This is a genomic window from Mycobacterium yunnanensis (assembly GCF_025823185.1).
Taxonomy (GTDB): Bacteria; Actinomycetota; Actinomycetes; order Mycobacteriales; family Mycobacteriaceae; genus Mycobacterium; species Mycobacterium yunnanensis.
In genome coordinates, this window is the sequence record NZ_JACKVK010000008.1 from 980,292 (window position 1) to 997,048 (window position 16,757).

Sequence of the window (16,757 nt, forward strand, 5' to 3'; positions counted from 1 at the left end):
CCCATGACTGTACGGTCCACGGTCTCGTTCGGATCGATTGCCGCCGCGGTGGTCGCCCTCCTGGGTGGCTGCACGTCGGCGTCCCAGAAGGCGGCCCCCGCGGCCGGCGATTCAGTGAGCGCACAACCGGTTCCGTCGTGGTGCGGCCCCAAGCCCATCGAATTCGGCCTGCTCGACGGCAACGGCGGCAACAGCTGGCGGCTGGTGGCGACGGCGACGGGCAAGGAGGAGACCTCGAAGTGCCCCAGCGTGAAGGGCTTCCGCTACGCCGACGGCCAGGGCAACACCCTCAAGGCCATCTCCGACATCAAGGGCATGGTGGCCGCCGGAGTCGACGCCATGGTCGTCTTCCCCGACGCGGGCAAGGCCGTACTGCCCGCCCTGACCGCCGCCTACCAGGAAGGCGTGGTCACCGTTCCCTACCGGGTCGACCCCGGTGGCCAAGCGGGGGTGAACTACGACGAGTGGATCGGTGACGACTTCGCCAACGACGCCCATAATTGGGCGGCCTGGATCAAGAAGAACGTCCCCAAGGGCGGCAACATCCTGTTTCTCGGCGGCCCGGCCGGATCGAGTCAGAGCACCACCGAATACGAAGCGCTGAGCGGTGATCTCGGCTCGGACTACACCTTCATCGGTCAGACGCCCTTCCAGCCGACGAACTGGGAGCCGACGCTGACCCAGCAATTGCTCACCGCCGACATCGCGAAGTACCCGAAGATCGACGTGATCGTGTCCGACTTCGGGCCCACCCTCGTCAGCGCGCTCCCGCTGTTCACCAAGAGCGGACGACCCATACCGGCCCTGGCGACGACCGATGGCAACTCACTGAGTTGTTTTTGGGCGGCGAGTCGGAAGAGCGATCCGTTCGACATGATCACCGTCACGACCGGAAACGACAACGTGCGGTTGGCCATTCAACACGCGGTGGCGCTGGCGACGGGCGGCCAGCCGCCATCCGAGAAGGCGTTCAAGGGCCCCGTGTTCGAGGACTCGACCGACCCGGCCAAGCCCGTGCAGTGCCGAAGCGATCTTCCCCCCGACACCTACCTGTCGGCTTCGATGCCCGGTGACCAGCAGGCGGGACTCGATGGCTGAGCCGACGGACACCACGACGAAGGATTCTGCAGTGACTCAACCGAACGTCGACGTCATGACCGCCGGGAGGATCGGGGACACCGCCCTCGAACTGGCGGGGGTCTCGAAGCACTATGCGGGCGTCGCGGCGCTGACCGACGTGTCCCTCGTGGTGCTGCCCGGCGAGGTGCACGCCGTCCTCGGTGAGAACGGCGCGGGCAAGTCGACGCTGATGGGTGTCGCCACCGGAGCCGTCACCCCCGACGCGGGCATCATCACCGTGGGTGGGGAGGTCGTCACCGGTCTCGACCCCAAGACCGCTGCGCAGCTGGGCATCTCGATCGTCCACCAACACCCGGCGGTGCTGCCGGACCTGACGGTGCTGGAGAATCTTCAGGTCGCGCTGCCCGACGAGGTCTTCGCCGACGGGCCGACCAATGCCGTCGCCCGCGCCATCCTCGACGGCGTAGGCCTGAAGGCGCACCTCGGCGACCGCGTCGAGTCCCTCACTCTGGCGGAGAAGCACTTGCTGGAGATCGCCAAGGGATTCGCCGTCACGCCCCGGATCCTGGTTCTGGACGAGCCCACGGCGCCCCTGGCGGCGGACGCGACCGACATGCTCTTCCGCCGGATCCGCGACGTGGTCGCCAAGGGGACCGCGGTCGTGTACATCACCCATCGGATGGCCGAAGTGCGCGAATTGGCCACCCGTGTGACGGTGCTGCGCGACGGCCGGGTGCGCGGCACGTCGACCGTGGCGGCGATCACCGACGGTGAGCTACTCGAGCTCATCGTGGGCCGCAAATTGGACTCGACGTTCCCCGACAAGCACACCGCCGAGGTCGACGCCCGACCGAATCTGACCGTCGAGGGGCTCTGCGGACCCGGCTTCGACTCGATCTCCATGTCCGCCACACCCGGCGAAATCGTCGGCATCGCGGGCGTGGTCGGAAACGGGCAGACCGAACTGCTGAGGGCGCTGGCGGGTCTGGAGGACTTCACCGGAACCGTCACGGTCGGCACCGGGTCACACGACGCGCGAAGTCTGCTGCACCGCAGTGCCTTCGTCCCCGCCGACCGGCAGGCCGAAGGATTGGCGATGAATCTGTCGGTGCGGGAGAACGCCGCGCTGACGGCGTTGAAGTCGTTCGCCAGAGGACCGTTGATCAGCCGTCGACGCGAAACCGATGCCGTCCGTGCCTCCTTGGGCTCGCTCTCGGTGAAGGCGCCGTCGATGGAGTCCGCGGTCTCGGCCCTCTCCGGTGGCAATCAGCAGAAGGTCGTCATCTCGCGCGCGCTGCTGTCCGAGCCGGTGCTGCTGGTGGCCGACGAACCGACCCAGGGCGTCGACGTCGGAGCGCGCGCCGAGATCTACGGCATCCTGCGCGGCGCCTCGGCACGGGGTGTGCCCGTCATCGTGGCGTCCTCGGACGCCAAGGAACTCGAAGGCCTTTGCGATCAGGTGCTCGTCATGTCGCGCGGCCACGTCGTGGAGACCCTCACCGGGGCCGACGTCACCGAGGAGCGCATCGTCTCCGCCGCCGTGACCTCGACGGCCGAGACGCTGTCGGTGGCCGCGAAGCAACGCGAAGCAGGCAGTTCGGGCCTTCGTCGGTTGCTTGCGGGGGACTACTCACCGGCGATCCTCCTCCTGGTGCTGATGGTGGTGCTCGGCGCCTGCATCGCCCCGGGCAGCGAGCGCTACCTGTCGAGCTTCAACATCTCGACGATCTTGACGGCTGCCACGGCGATCGGGTTCATCGCGATGGGTCAGACCATTGCGATGCTCATCGGTGGCATCGACCTGTCGGTGGGACCGCTCGCCGGTCTGTTGGTGGTGATCTCGTCGTTCTTCGTCGTCGACGGGGCGTCCGCGACGACCGTGATCCTCGGCGTGCTGGTGATGCTCGTGGTCGCGGCCGCGGTGGGCGCGATCAACGGTTCGCTCATCCGGTTCGCTGAGTTCACGCCGATCGCCGCCACGCTGACGCTCTACATCGCGCTCGGCGGTGTGGCGTTCCTGCTGCGGCCCACCCAGGACGGCTATGTCAGCACCGCCTTCCAGAACGCGGTCAACTACCGGGTGGGTCCCCTCCCGGCGGCCTTCGTGGTGTTCGTCCTCGTCGCGGTCGGGATGGAGTACGCGTTGCGCCGCCGCAGGCTCGGCTGGAACGTTCGGGCCGTGGGCTCCGACGAACCCTCGGCGCGCCGCATCGGCATCAGCATCGACAAGACCGTCATCCTCGCCTACGTCGGGTCGTCGCTGTTCGTCTTCCTCGGTGCACTGATGTTGATGGGGCAGTACGGCATCGGCGACCCCGCCCAGGGATCGGCCTTCACGCTCACCAGCGTCACCGCGGTCGTGCTCGGTGGCACCAGCCTGCTCGGCGGCCGTGGCACGTTCATCGGCACCCTGGTGGGCGCGGTGGCGCTGCAGCAGCTGCTCAACGCGACCGCGGTGCTCAATCTCGGCTCGGCCGCCCAGTACTTCTTCCAGGGAGCACTCATCCTCATCGCCGCAGTGCTCTACACCGTGGCGCGGTCGCGCCGCGGCACCCGCGTCTAGGAAACGCGCACACCGAAGGGATTCACATGGACACCGGCACGGCAACATTCGGCACCAACGCGGTCGACTGGGAGAGCCGCATCGACTTCGACCGCTTGCGGGAGGAACGCCTCGGACGCCTGAAGGCCCAACTCGAGAAGTCCGACCTCGGCGCGGTCCTGGCCTTCGACTTCTCCAACATCCGGTACATGTCCGCCACCCACATCGGCACCTGGGCGATGGACAAGATGATCCGGTTCTGCCTGCTGACACGTAATTCCGATCCGATCGTGTGGGACTTCGGCTCCGCGGCACGACACCACCAGCTGTACAACCCGTGGCTGTCGACCACGACCGCGGAGATGGACGCCGACCCCCACGCGCCGCACCACGGCGCCGTCCGCCCACGAATCGAATCCGGTGCGCGAGCAGGCATTTCGACCCTGCGCGGCGCGTTCAACCCGGACGCCGGGATCGCCGACGAGGTGGCTCGCAAGATCAAGCGCGAACTGGAACGGTTCGAGTTGATCGGCGAGCCGCTCGGGGTCGACGTGATCGAGTTGCCAGTTCTGTTCGCGCTGCAGAAGGCCGGCGTCGACGTCGTCGACGGTCAGCAGGTCTTCCTGGCGGCACGGTCGATCAAGACGCCGGACGAGATCTCCCTGCTGACGCAGGCCGCCTCGATGGTCGACTCGGCCTACGACAAGCTCTACGAGTTCCTGCGGCCCGGCGTTCGGGAGAACGAGACGGTCGGGCTGGTCGCCAAGACCCTCTACGACCTCGGTTCGGAGTACGTGGAGGGCGTCAACGCCATCTCGGGGGAGCGCTGCTCGCCGCACCCGCACGTGTACTCGGACCGAATCATCCGCCCGGGCGACCCGGCATTCTTCGACATCCTGCACAGCTACAACGGTTATCGAACGTGCTACTACCGCACCTTTGCCGTGGGCTCGGCCAGCAGCGCGCAGCACGACGCTTACACCAGGGCGCGGGAGTACATGGATCGCGCGATCGCGTTGGTGCGTCCCGGGGCGACCACCGCCGACATCGTGTCGGTGTGGCCCACCGCCCAGGAATTCGGATTCCCGGACGAGGAGGCGGCATTCGCCCTGCAGTACGGCCACGGCGTCGGCCTGTCGATCTGGGAGAAGCCCATCTTCTCGCGGCTGGTGTCCCTCGACCATCCCGAGACGCTCGTCGAGGGCATGTTCTTTGCGCTCGAGACGTATTGGCCCTCGGCCGACGGCATCGGCGCCGCCCGCATCGAGGAAGAGGTCGTGGTGACGGCGACGGGCTGTGAGGTGGTCACCAAGTTTCCCGCCGAGGAACTGCTGGTCACCGGGCAGCGGTACTACTCCGTCGGCGGGCAGTTGCCGGTGGTGCGCAATTCGCAGTCGCACCTCAACACCGCCGCGGGGCGCGGCGAGGAGGTCTGATGCGCGCGTCGGTCTACCACGGGGCGCACGATGTTCGGGTCGAGGACGTGCCGGAGCCCGTCCGCAAACCGGGCGAGGCGCTACTGCGGGTACTCCGCAGCGGCGTGTGCGGAACCGATGCCACGGAGTGGTCCAGCGGCCCGAAGACGTTCCCCGTCAACCGCGTTCACCCCGTCACCGCGCACACCGGTCCCATGATCTTCGGTCACGAATTCGTCGGTGAGGTGGTCGAGGCGGCCGACGACGGACGCTACGGGCTGGGCGACGTCGTCGCGTCGGGAGCGGGCGTGTCCTGTGGCAGGTGCGGCCGGTGTCGGCAGGGGCGCACCAATCTCTGCGACGTCTACTTCACGTTGGGTCTCAACACCGCCGGCGGCATGGCCGAGTTCGTGTCGGTGCCCGAGCGGGTCCTGACTCCCGTCCCCGCCGACATGTCGCTCGACGGTGCAGGACTCGCGCAGCCGATGGCCGTCGGCCTGCACGCGGCCAGGCGCGCGGGAGCGGTGGACGGGGACCGGGTGGTCCTGATCGGCGCGGGTGCGATCGGGTCGTTCGTGTTGGCCGGACTGAAGTCCCTGGCCGGCGTCGACGTCACCGTCGTCGACTTCCCCGGGACGCGACTGGAGCGGGCGGAGCGACTCGGCGCGGCCCGAACGGTGGCGGCCGGGACCGACGCGGTGTCGGAGCTGCGCGGGGTCGAGGTGGTGATCGAAGCGAGCGGCGCGCCAGGGCAATTGAACGACGCGATCGCAATGGTGCGCACCGGCGGGACCATCCTGCAGGTCGGCCTGCCGTCCCGGCCGCAGGAGGTGGACGTGCACACGCTGGTGATGCGGGAGATCTCCGTCGTCACCACGCTGGCGCACGTGTGCGGTGAGGACCTCGCCGCGGCGCTGGAAATCCTCTCGACGACCGATCTCGCGAGCGAAGTGCTGGAGTCGGTGCATCCGCTGGAGGACCTGCCCGAGCAGCTGGAACTGCTGGCCACCGGGAAGTTGGAGGGCAAGGTGCTCTTCGACCCGCGGGCCACGACGACGGAGGAGAAGCGGTGAAGGCGTTGCAATACCGAGAGCGGGGGGTGGCCACCGTCGCGGAGCTCGGCGTTCCGCAGATCGCGGCCGACGAGGTGTTGGTGGCGGCCCGATCGGTGGGGGTTTGCCACTCCGACATCGAATTGTTGGAGGGGCGCTACATCATTCCGTTCGCCTACCCGTTGATCCCCGGCCACGAGTGGTCGGGCGAGATCGTCGCGGTGGGCGACAAGGTCACCGGCTTGGCTCCCGGTGACAGGGTGGTCGGGGAGTGCGTGATCGGCGAGGACCACTTCGGCTTTTCGATCAGCGGTGCGGCGGCGGAGTTCTTCGTCGCCCGCCCCGAGTGGCTGCACCGCCTTCCCGACGAGCTGTCCCACACGATGGGCGCGTTGGTCGAGCCGTTCAGCGTGGCGTACTACGCCTTGGTGCGGGCCGGCGGCGTCGACGCCAGCGACACCGTGGTCGTCCTCGGAGCGGGTCCGGTGGGACTCGCGGTGGTGGCAGCGGCCGGGGCGATGGGTGCGGTGGTCGTCGTGGCCGAACCATCCCCGGACCGGTGCGCGTCGGCCAAAGCCCTTGGCGCACATCATGCGGTGGCGCCCGACGACGTCGAGGACCTCCTGTCCACTCTGACCGGCCGGGGTGGCGCGGATCTGGTCGTGGAGGCCAGCGGCAGGCCCGAGGTGATGGCGCGCGCGCTCGAACTGGTGACCTTCCGCGGACGCGTCGCCTACATCGGCATCGACGTCGGAAGGGCGGCGCCAGCCAAACTGGGCCTGATCCAGTCCAAGGAACTGCGCATCACGGGTTCGATCGGCTCACCGGGGGTGTGGCCCGAGACGCTGCGATTCCTGGCCAACAGCGGCATCGACCTCACGGGAATCGTCACCCAGCGGTTCGGCATCGACGACGCCGTGTCGGCGTTGGATGCCGCCCAACACCCCGAGTCGACGATCAAGGCGCACATCGAGCTGAACGCTCAGCTCACGGCGTGACCCGCGCGACGCGGTACCGCTCGGCGTAGTCGAAGAAGCTGTCCCTGGTGTCGCGGGTGCCCGTGAAGCCCGCCTTGCGGCTCTTGTTCATGTCGGTGAGGACCTCGATGTTGCGGCCGAGGTCGCCATCGGTGTGCCACCACGAGGCCACCCGTGACAGGTCCGACTCCACCAGGCCGTGCTTCTCGGCGATCGCGCGCCACGTGCCCTCCATGCCGACCATCGCCTTCTCCAGGGTGCGGGGTTCGCCCTCGAAGCCCTCCCACTCCAGACCGAAGTGCTCGGCCACCTGCGGCCACAGCCACCGCCACCGGAACGCGTCGCCGTTGGCGATGTTGAACGCCTGATTCTGTCCGGCGTCATTGCCTGCGGCCCAAAGGATTTGCTCGGCCAGCAGTTCGGCGTCGGTGACGTCGGTGACGCCGTTCCATTGCGTCTCCGAACCGGGGAAGACGAACGGTAGTCCGCGTGTGCGGCAGATGGCGGCGTAGGCGCACAGTGTGGCGACCATGTTCATCGCGTTGCCGGTGGCGTAGCCGAACACGGTGTGGGCCCGGTGCACGCTCCAGGTGAACCCGTTGCGCTCGGCCGAGCTGAACAGTTCGTCCTCCTGCGCGTAGTAGAAGTTCGGCGCGTCGAGTCGTGGCTCCTCTTCGTGGAAGGGCGTGTCGGGCATCTCGCCGGTGGCGTAGGCCTCGAACGGGCCGAGGTAGTGCTTGAGGCCCGTCATCAAGGCGACGTGTCGCGTCGACCGGGACGGTTCGAGCGCGGCCAGCAGGTTGCGCACCGCGCCGCCGTTGACGGCGATGTTCTCGGCCTCGGTGTCCTTGCGGGTCCACGCGGTGATGGCGACGAGCTCGGGGTCGACGCCGTCGAGTGCGCGGGACAGCCCGCTCGGGTCTCCCAGGTCGGCCTTGACGGGAGTGACGCCGTCGACGGCAGAACCGCTGCGTGACAACCCGTAGGTGTCCCACCCGTCGGCCAGCAAACTGCGTGCCACCGCCTGGCCGACGATTCCGGTCACCCCCACGACCAGGGCACGGCCTCGGTTCGCGTCAACGGTCATCGAATTCCCTTCGTTGCGGTCTCGGGACGGGTTCACCCCTTGACACTGGTGTTCAGTGTAGATGAACGTCGGCGTTGGGAGAAGCGGGCCCGGCTGCATCGAAGCGGCCTGTCGGCGATGTCAACTCGCTGTTCACGGCATCCAACGTGCAGTATTGCTAATCTTCATTGGCGACTACGACACCGGCCAGGACGGGGACACCGATGGATCAACTGGGTCAGCGGCTCAAGGCCATCAGGCTGCAGGCCGGCGTCTCACTCCGCGAACTCGCGCGGCAAGCCGACGTGTCCCCGTCGCTGGTCTCGCAGATCGAGAACGGCAAGTCTCAGCCCTCCGTCGCAACGCTGTACGCCATGTCGCAGCTCCTCAACGTCTCGGTCGACGAGCTGTTCGAAGACCAGTCCGCGGCGGCCCCGGTCGCCGCCTCGCGCCACCGCGGGACGGCCAACGGCACCGCGAGCTCGAATGGGCGGATGGATCCGGTACACGCCTGGCGGCCAACCGAATATGCGAACCGCGTGTCGGTCGTGCACCCCTCCCACCGACCGTCTCTGGCGATGGCCGAGGGCGTGATGTGGGAGCGTCTTGCGGCGACCCCGGAACACGGCGTCAACTTCATGAAGATCACCTATGCTCCCGGAGCCACGTCGAGCGACGGTGATCACCTCTCGGTCCACGACGGTTACGAGTACGGCTTCGTGTTGGCGGGGGAGGTCGAGATCACCGTGGGCGACGAGGTCTTCCTGCTGCGCCAGGGTGAGTCGCTCGGTTTCGACTCGAGCATTCCCCATGTCTTGCGAAACCCGGGGCCCGCGCAGTTCGAAGGAGTCTGGTTCGTGCACGGTCGGGCTCACTGAAAGTCGGCTTGCTCGAACACCTCTGAGTGACGCGCCAGTTGGAGGCGGGTGCGGCGGATGTGGCCCAGCAACACGCGCTCGGCATCATCGCAATCCCGTTCCCTGATCGCCGCCACCAGCATGTGGTGCTCGTCGTGCAGGATTCGGTTGCCGTCGAGGTCGAGCAGACGGGTGAACGCGCGTCGGTAGTGCTGGGTGGTGTTCCACAGCCGCTCGACGGTCGGCCCCAGAAAGCTGGTCCGAGCGCCGGCATAGCTGCCAAGGTGAAAGGCGCGGTCCAGCTCGAGGAACTCCTCGACGTCGCGGGCGCGTTCCATCTCCCCGACGAGTTCGGTGAGCCGGTCGATCTGGTCGTCGCCCAACTCGGGCATGCTGTAGCGCAGCAAGAGTGGCTCGATCCGCTCGCGCACCTGATACAGCTCGACGCACTCCTCCAGGCTCAACCGGGCTATCCACGCGCCGGTGTTGGCCACCGTCGTGATCAGTCCCTCGGACTCGAGAGTGCGCAACGCTTCGCGCACCGGAACGCGACTGGCGCCATATTGCGCGGCGAGTTCCTCTTGGCGCAGACGCGTTCCCGGCGGATGGGCGCCGTGGAGGATCGCCGCCCGAAGTTCGTCGGCGACGCGGGCTCCGGTGATCCCGTCGCGAACGCGGCTTACCGGGCCGGCTGGTTCGGGTTCCACAGCAGCACCTCGGCCTCCTCTTCGTAGGCCTTGCCGTTCGGGAAGCTCACCAGCTCGAACTGCATCCCCCACGGGCTCAGAAAGTACACCCAGCGCTGCCCTTCGCTAGCGTTTCGGCTCGGGGTCGGCTCACCCAGAACGCGGATCCCCTCCGTACGAAGGTAGTCGACCGCGGCGTCCAGGTCGTGGACGTAGAGCGCGAGGTGGTGGCCGCCGACGTCGCTGTTGCGCGGGATCGGGGCTTGCCCGTCGACGGGTTCGTACTGAAACACCTCGAAGTTGGCGCCCGTGGCGCAGCGGTAGAAGCGCAGTTCTTGCATCACCGTCCGCGGGTGCACGTTGAGGTGTTCGCGCATCCAGTCGTCGTCGTGCTCGAACGGCCCGAGGGAGTAGACGTGCACGCAGCCGAGCACGCGCACGAAGAAGTCATGGGCCTCCTCGAGATCCGGCACGGTGAAGCCAATGTGATCGGTGCCGACCAGGCCGGGCAGGGGCATGTCACTCCTCGGTGATAGTGGATCCAATGACGTCTACGGTAAGCCCTTGGCGCCTGATTTGTGGCCGGCTCTAGCCATATTGGATCCAATAGAGTTTTGTTGGTGTGGTCGCGCTCACTCTGGTCGAGCGCTGCCGCCAACCGAGATGAGGGTCCATGCCACTCGAACGCAGCCTTGAGACTCGTGCCCCGTGGATCGAGCTGACGACCACCGAAGACGACTGGAAGGCCGCCGACCCGGCCCTTCTCGCGACGATGCTGGTCGAGTTGCACCTCATCCGCGCCTTCGAAGAGACGGTGCTCGAGCTCGCCGGTGAGGGTCTGGTGCACGGGCCCGCCCACAGCAGCATCGGGCAGGAGGGTGGCGCGGTTGGATCCATCGTCGGATTGCGGTCCACCGACGCGGTCAACGGCTCACATCGCGGGCACCACCAGTTCCTGGCCAAGGCGCTCACACACGTCAGCGGCGGCACGCTCGATCCCGCCGCCGTGGTGACCCCGAAGATCCAACGGGTGTTGCAGCGCACGCTCGCCGAGATCCTCGGCCTGAAGGACGGGTACTGCAAGGGCCGTGGCGGCTCGATGCACCTGCAGTGGTTCGAGGCCGGTGCGCTCGGCACCAACGCCATCGTCGGCGGCGGCGTCCCGATGGGCGCGGGCAACGCCTGGGCGCAAAAGCACAGTGGCACGACCGATCTCACGGTTAGTTACTTCGGCGACGGATCCAGCCAGATCGGCTCGGTGCTCGAGACGATGAACCTCGCCGCGGTGTGGAAGTTGCCGTTCTGCTTCTTCATCGAGAACAACCTCTACGCCGTGTCCACCCACGTCGACGAGATCACCGCCGACACCCGACTCTCGGTGCGCGGTCAGGGTTTCGGCATTCCCGGTTGGCGCGTCGACGGAATGGACCCGCTCGCCGTATATCTGGCCACGCAGCAGGCCGCCGAGCGGATGCGCAACGGCGAGGGTCCCGCGGTGATCGAGGCCGAGGTGTACCGGTTCTTCCACCAGAACGGCCCCTACCCGGGCAGTGCGTTCGGCTACCGCAAGAAGGACGAGGAAGCCGAGTGGAAGACGCGTGATCCGCTGGACCGGGTGGCACGGGAGATGATCGCGCTCGGCCTGATCGACGAGGCGGGCGTCGCCTCGGTGCGGTCTCAAGCCCAGAAGGCGATGACCGCGGTCGCCGCCGAACTCACCGAACCGGATCCCGACAAGGGCGGCAAGCGCCGCATCCGCGAGGACCTGTGGCCCGACCCCGGCTTCGTCAACGTGGGCGTCCGCGGTGACGCCAGCGAGCTCGACGGGCTGACCACGATGGAGCCCGCCGACTACGACGGCCCCTGGCGCAAGGTGAAGTTCGTCGACGCAGTCGCCGGTGTGATGGACCGCCGAATGGAGACCGACGAGCGGATCGTGGTGTTCGGCGAGGACGTGCACCGGCTCGGCGGCGGTACCAACGGCGCCACCAAGGGGCTGGACAAGTACGGCGACGAGCGGGTGGTCGGCACGCCGATCAGCGAGAACGCCTTCACCGGCGTGGGGGGTGGGTTGGCGCTCGACGGCCGGTTCCGGCCGGTCGTGGAATTCATGTATCCCGACTTCATGTGGGTTGCCGCCGACCAGGTGTTCAACCAGATCGGCAAGGCGCGTCACATGTTCGGCGGGGAGAACCCCGTGCCGTTCGTGCTGCGGACGAAGGTGGCGATGGGGTCCGGTTACGGTTCCCAGCACCTGATGGACCCGGCGGGCGTGTTCTCCAGCAGCCCCGGTTGGCGAATCGTGGCGCCGTCGACCGCCGCCGACTACGTCGGCTTGATGAATGCCGCTCTAGCCCTGCAGGATCCGGTGCTGGTGATCGAGCACATCGACCTGTACGCCAAGGCCGACCAGGTGCCCGAGGGGGATCTGGACTACGTCATCCCGCCGGGAACCGCGGCCATTCGGCGACGGGGTAGCGAGGTCACGGTGATCAGCTATCTGTCGATGGTCGCCCGGTGCGCGGAAGCCATCGAGCAGACCGGGGTGGACGCCGAACTCGTCGACCTGCGCTGGCTCGACCGCGCATCCGTCGACTGGGACACGATCACCGCGAGCGTGAAGAAGACCAACGCCGTGCTCATCGTCGAGCAGGGGGCGCGGGGCAGTTCCTACGGCGGGTGGTTGGCCGACGAGATTCAGCGCCGGTTGTTCGACTGGCTCGACCAACCCGTCGAGCGGGTCTCGGGCGGCGAGGCCTCGCCCAGTATCTCGAAGGTGTTGGAGCGAGCGGCGATTGCGGGCACCGAGGAAGTCGTCGCGGGCCTGGAGAAGATCAGAGTCGGCATGGGCCAACCCGTGACGAGCGAAACGACGGGAAGTAGTCGCTGATGCCCACCGTGGTACGGATGCCCGAGGTGCTCGCCAACGCCACCGAGGCCGTGATCCAGTCGTGGCTCGTCTCGGAGGGTCAGGACGTCGAGGTCGGCGACGCGCTCGCCGAAGTGGAGACCGAGAAGGCCGTTGTCGAATTGGCCGCCGAGGTCGCCGGGGTGCTGGCACGGTTGATCGCCGAGCCCGGCGCCACCATCGCAGTCGGTGACCCGATCGCGATCGTGTTGGCCCCCGGTGAGAGCGAGGCCGACCTCGACGCCCCACCCCAGGCCGACCCCGCGCCAGCCACCCCCACCGCTGATCCCGACCTGGAGAGCGGCGCCTCCGCTGACCCCGACTCGGGAGCCCCGGTGCTCGAGGCTGCGTCGCAGCGCGACAACGCACCCGTGCGCGCGGCGGCACACCAGCAGACCGTCGAATCCGAGCGGGAGGCGCCACCCCCGGTGTCACCCGCCACCAACGGCTCGCGCCTGTTCGCGACACCCCTGGTGCGAAAGCTGGCCGGGGAGAGGAACATCGACCTCTCGACGGTGACGGGGACCGGGCCAGGCGGACGCATCGTCCGCCGCGACCTCGACCGGTTGGCCATCTCGACGCCGGCGCCCGTCGACCCGGCCGCGGAATCCCCGAAGCCGACGCCGGCACCGGCTGCAGTGGCCGACGGCTTCACCGACGAGCCGCTGACCGGGATGCGCAGGGCGATCGCCCGGCGCCTCACCGAGAGCAAGACCACCGTGCCGCACTTCTACGTCAAGGCGGACTGTCGGGTGGATGCCCTGATGGAGCTGCGTCGCTCGGTCAACGAGGCTGCGGCGGTGAAGATCTCGCTCAACGACTTCGTGTTGAAGGCCGTCGCCGGAGCCCTCGTCGAGGTACCCGAGGCCAACGCGATCTGGAACGACACGTCGATACGGCGCTTCGACGAGGTGGACCTCGCGGTCGCCGTGGCCGTCGACGGCGGTCTGCTCACCCCGGTGTTGCGCGGCGTGGACCAGATGTCGCTGTCGGCCGTGGCCAGCACCGTCGGCGACCTCGCGCAGCGGGCGCGCGACGGCCGGCTCAAGCAGGCCGAGCTCGAGGGCGGCAGCTTCTCGGTGTCCAATCTCGGGATGTACGGAGTGAGCGAGTTCTCCGCCATCCTCAACCCGCCGCAGTCCGGCATCCTCGCGGTGGGAGGCGCCACGCCCCGGCCCGTCGTCGTGGATGGCCAACTGGCCGTCGCCACGGTCATGACGGTCACGCTCTCGGCTGACCATCGGGTGATCGACGGGGCGGTCGCTGCCCAGTGGATGGCGGCGTTCGTCAGACGGATCGAAAACCCGCTGACGATCCTGATCTAGGGCATCTCGGCGGTGCGGGGACCCCGCCGCACGGTCACTGGGCGTGCGTGCGGGCGGCGACCAGCAGTTCGGCGTTGGCCACGCTCGGTTCCAGGTCTCCCGCTTCGATCCTGTTGGCAATGCGCAGGATTGCCTCGTTCACCGGCGCGCGGCCCCCGAGTTTGCGGCGGGTCTCGACGATGTAGCCGTTGTAGGCGTCGAGTTCGGCGTGACGCTTCTTGTCCCAGTCCTGCAGCACCGCGACGCGCGTGTCCTCCAGCGAGTACGACATGAGGACGGCGTCGAGGAGGTCCAGGGCGTACTGGTCGGAATCGGGAACGTCCCGCGCGGTCATGCCGAAGATCGGCACCATCGCGATGCCGAGATCTCGCGCCAAGGCGTAGGCCTCGCGGGACGCCTCGTCCATCGTCTCCCGGACGCCGGGGACGTGGACCGCGGTGAGAAGGGGCACCCCGAGGATGGCCGAGGGAAGCATCTCGGGAATGTTGGCCAGGAGCTTCATCCACTTCGACGCCCGGATGTCGCGCGAGGTCTCGGTCACCGCGGCGGTGGACAGCACGGCGTGCACGTTCTCCAACTGTGGAGTCGGGACGCCGGTGTACGTGCCGACCGTAATCCAGGTGTCTGCGCGCGAGACCTGGCGGTTTACGATGCCAGGCTGGAACATGTTGGCCGCGATGCCCAATACGGCGCCGATCGTTCGCTGGGGGCCCACGATGTCGGCGACGTCGTCGATGGTCATGCCGTTCTGAAGACCGACGACGACGGACTCCGCGTGCAGCAGCGGCTTGACGAGTTCGACTGCCCAACGGGTGTCGTAGGTCTTGACGCTGACGAACACGATGTCGAACGGGCGACGGAGTTCGGCGACCTGACACAGGTGGTAGGCGTCTATCTCGGTGCGCTCGACCGTGCCGTCGGGGAAGTTGACGGTGAGGCCGTTGGTCCGCATTGCCACGACGTGGTCGGGCCATTGGTCGACGTAGGTGACCGACAAGCCGGCGCGGACCATGTCCGCGCCGAGCGAGGCCCCGTTGGCCCCCGTCCCGACCACCGCGATGTTGAGCCGTTCGATGCCCATCGCGCACCTCATTCCGTGGGCTGTGTTTAGCGCCATGCTACATATGGGCGGCCCACCTGACCCGAGAATGCACGTGGATGCGGGGCTGACCGGTCTCGATGCAGACGTCTGGGAATGTCGTACAGGCTTGACGCGCAATGCTTGTCGACGCGTACGACGTCGCCGTAGATCCGCTGGAAGTCGAACTCGGTTTCACGATGTCGGGCCGCCCTTGGTGTTAATCTGCAGTGCACAGCATCGTCCACGCGATTCGAGGAGCAGTCGGTGATCAGACACATCGTGGCGTTCGAACTCGACGCGCCCGACGACGAGGCCCGCAGGGCGCACATCGAGCGGATGCAGAACGTGCTCGAAGCGCTCGCGACGCTCGACGAGGTCGAATCGATCACGGTACGCCCGGACCTGGGCACGGCTGACGGACACTGGGACGTGGTGCTGGTGTCCGAGCATCGGTCGACGGCCGCGCTCGAGGCGTATCAGGTGCACCCCAGGCACCGGGAAGCGGCCACGATCGCAGGCGAATTCGTGGCCCGGCGAGCCATCGTCGACTACGAGTACTGAGCGGCCATGACGTCGATTGCGATAGTCGGAACCGGCGCCAACGGGGCAGCCATCGGTGCGGACTTGGCCGAAGCTGGTCACGACGTCACCTTCATCGAGCAGTGGCCGGCCCACGTCGAGGCGATCCGTCGGCACGGAATCCGCGTCGAGACACCCGAGGAGAGGGTGTCGGCGCAGGTGCCGGTCCTGCACTTCTGCGAGGTGGCGACACTGCGACGCAGGTTCGACGTGGTGTTGGTGCTCGTCAAGGCCTACGACACGCGGTGGGCGTGCGAGCTCGTCAAGCCCTACCTCGCCGACGACGGAATCGCCGTCGGCGTTCAGAACGGCATGACCGTCGACGACATGGTCGAGATCCTCGGCGCAGAGCGCACATTGGGCGCCGTCATCGAGATCTCGTCGACGATGTTCGAGCCCGGCGTGGTCGACCGTCACTCGCCGCGGTCCCGCAGCTGGTTCGCGGTGGGCAGCCTCGGGTCGGCTACCGCTGGCCGGGAGGAGGAGGTGGCGACGTTGCTGCGCCACTCCGGGGCCGTGGACGTCGTGGACGACATCCGGTCGGCGAAGTGGATGAAGCTCGTCATCAACGCCGCAGAGCTCGTCCCGTCGGCCATCCTCGACCTGTCGATCGTCGAGGCGGGCCACCATCCCGGGATGAAGGACGTGATGCTGCAGGCCGGCTACGAAGCGGTCGACGCCGCGCTCGCGGCCGGTCGGTCCGTGGTGCCCATCTTCGGCCTCACCACGGTGGATGCCACCAATCCGCACGGCTTCGTCGACACGCTGATGGACGTGCTCCTCGACAAGTACGTCCTCTCGCACACGCTGTCCACCGTCCTCCAGGACTGGATGAAGTCCCGTCGCAGCGAGGTCGACCAGATCAACGGGCGGGTCGTCGAGGAGCTGCGTCGGCTCGGGCGGCACGCCCCGGTCAACGACGCGGTCGTCCGGCTTGCCCACCGCATCGAACGAGGAGAGCTGCAGCGCTGCACCGACAACGTGGTCGCCCTGCGCGAGGCCCTCTCGCCACGGGTCTAGCCCTGTCGCCGTCCCGCGCGTCGGGCCATTCCAGTCCGGACTGGCGTGCCCAGCGTGTTGACACCACCACGGCAAGTGTTTAGTGTCATGAATCAGTCCTTGTGTGACCCGCGTCGCAATCGGAGCGTCGTCGCCGCCACTTCCGCGGAGCCGATTCACCCGACTGAGC

14 protein-coding genes are annotated in these 16,757 nt (G+C 67.7%); 10 read left to right on the top strand and 4 right to left on the bottom strand.

Annotated elements, in window-relative coordinates:
- The first annotated feature begins 3 nt into the window (after positions 1–3).
- The 5 genes from H7K45_RS14710 to H7K45_RS14730 are packed head-to-tail and all read left to right on the top strand — an operon-like array spanning position 4 to position 7,087.
- Entirely contained in the window at positions 4–1,098 is a 1,095-nt protein-coding gene (locus tag H7K45_RS14710; protein ID WP_263996527.1) for a substrate-binding domain-containing protein, read from the top strand.
- Positions 1,099–1,129: 31 nt separating this feature from the next.
- Entirely contained in the window at positions 1,130–3,643 is a 2,514-nt protein-coding gene (locus H7K45_RS14715; RefSeq protein WP_263996528.1) for an ATP-binding cassette domain-containing protein, read from the top strand.
- 26 nt (positions 3,644–3,669) lie between these two features.
- Complete coding sequence (locus tag H7K45_RS14720; RefSeq protein ID WP_263996529.1) at positions 3,670–5,058, top strand: M24 family metallopeptidase; 1,389 nt, start codon at positions 3,670–3,672, stop codon at positions 5,056–5,058.
- On the top strand, positions 5,058–6,110 hold the full coding sequence (locus H7K45_RS14725; protein ID WP_263996530.1) for a zinc-dependent alcohol dehydrogenase: 1,053 nt from the start codon (positions 5,058–5,060) through the stop codon (positions 6,108–6,110). The genes H7K45_RS14720 and H7K45_RS14725 overlap by 1 nt, the downstream gene beginning before the upstream one ends.
- The gene (locus H7K45_RS14730) at positions 6,107–7,087 is read left to right on the top strand and encodes a zinc-dependent alcohol dehydrogenase (protein WP_263996531.1); all 981 of its coding nucleotides are present in this window, start codon (positions 6,107–6,109) and stop codon (positions 7,085–7,087) included. The genes H7K45_RS14725 and H7K45_RS14730 overlap by 4 nt, the downstream gene beginning before the upstream one ends.
- Here the strand turns inward: H7K45_RS14730 and H7K45_RS14735 are convergent.
- The gene (locus H7K45_RS14735) at positions 7,077–8,153 is read right to left on the bottom strand and encodes an SDR family oxidoreductase (protein WP_263996532.1); all 1,077 of its coding nucleotides are present in this window, start codon (positions 8,151–8,153) and stop codon (positions 7,077–7,079) included. The genes H7K45_RS14730 and H7K45_RS14735 overlap by 11 nt on opposite strands.
- A 203-nt stretch (positions 8,154–8,356) precedes the next feature.
- On the opposite strand from H7K45_RS14735, the gene H7K45_RS14740 reads away from it, so the two are divergent.
- Positions 8,357–9,010 (top strand): helix-turn-helix domain-containing protein, encoded by a 654-nt coding sequence (locus tag H7K45_RS14740; protein WP_263996533.1) that lies wholly within the window; start codon positions 8,357–8,359, stop codon positions 9,008–9,010.
- On the opposite strand, the gene H7K45_RS31515 is transcribed toward H7K45_RS14740, so the two are convergent.
- A complete protein-coding gene (locus tag H7K45_RS31515) occupies positions 9,004–9,696 on the bottom strand; it encodes a GntR family transcriptional regulator (RefSeq protein ID WP_263996534.1) in 693 nt (230 codons plus the stop codon). The two genes, H7K45_RS14740 and H7K45_RS31515, sit on opposite strands and share 7 nt — an antisense overlap.
- Entirely contained in the window at positions 9,669–10,193 is a 525-nt protein-coding gene (locus H7K45_RS14750) for a VOC family protein (protein ID WP_263996535.1), read from the bottom strand. The genes H7K45_RS31515 and H7K45_RS14750 overlap by 28 nt, the downstream gene beginning before the upstream one ends.
- A gap of 155 nt (positions 10,194–10,348) precedes the next feature.
- On the opposite strand from H7K45_RS14750, the gene H7K45_RS14755 reads away from it, so the two are divergent.
- Together H7K45_RS14755 and H7K45_RS14760 are read left to right on the top strand one after the other, a co-directional pair.
- On the top strand, positions 10,349–12,565 hold the full coding sequence (locus tag H7K45_RS14755; RefSeq protein WP_263996536.1) for an alpha-ketoacid dehydrogenase subunit alpha/beta: 2,217 nt from the start codon (positions 10,349–10,351) through the stop codon (positions 12,563–12,565).
- The gene (locus H7K45_RS14760) at positions 12,565–13,908 is read left to right on the top strand and encodes a dihydrolipoamide acetyltransferase family protein (protein ID WP_263996537.1); all 1,344 of its coding nucleotides are present in this window, start codon (positions 12,565–12,567) and stop codon (positions 13,906–13,908) included. The genes H7K45_RS14755 and H7K45_RS14760 overlap by 1 nt, the downstream gene beginning before the upstream one ends.
- 34 nt (positions 13,909–13,942) lie before the next feature.
- Here the strand turns inward: H7K45_RS14760 and H7K45_RS14765 are convergent, their stop codons facing one another.
- A complete protein-coding gene (locus H7K45_RS14765; RefSeq protein WP_263996538.1) occupies positions 13,943–14,989 on the bottom strand; it encodes a ketopantoate reductase family protein in 1,047 nt (348 codons plus the stop codon).
- 264 nt (positions 14,990–15,253) lie between these two features.
- Between H7K45_RS14765 and H7K45_RS14770 the strand changes: the two genes are divergently transcribed.
- Both H7K45_RS14770 and H7K45_RS14775 read left to right on the top strand, forming a co-directional pair.
- Positions 15,254–15,550 carry a Dabb family protein gene (locus tag H7K45_RS14770; RefSeq protein ID WP_263996539.1) on the top strand — a complete coding sequence of 99 codons (297 nt, stop codon included), beginning with the start codon at positions 15,254–15,256 and terminating at the stop codon, positions 15,548–15,550.
- Positions 15,551–15,556: 6 nt separating this feature from the next.
- Positions 15,557–16,588: a ketopantoate reductase family protein gene (locus tag H7K45_RS14775; protein WP_263996540.1), complete on the top strand. Its 1,032-nt coding sequence runs from the start codon at positions 15,557–15,559 to the stop codon at positions 16,586–16,588.
- Positions 16,589–16,757 lie beyond the last annotated feature (169 nt).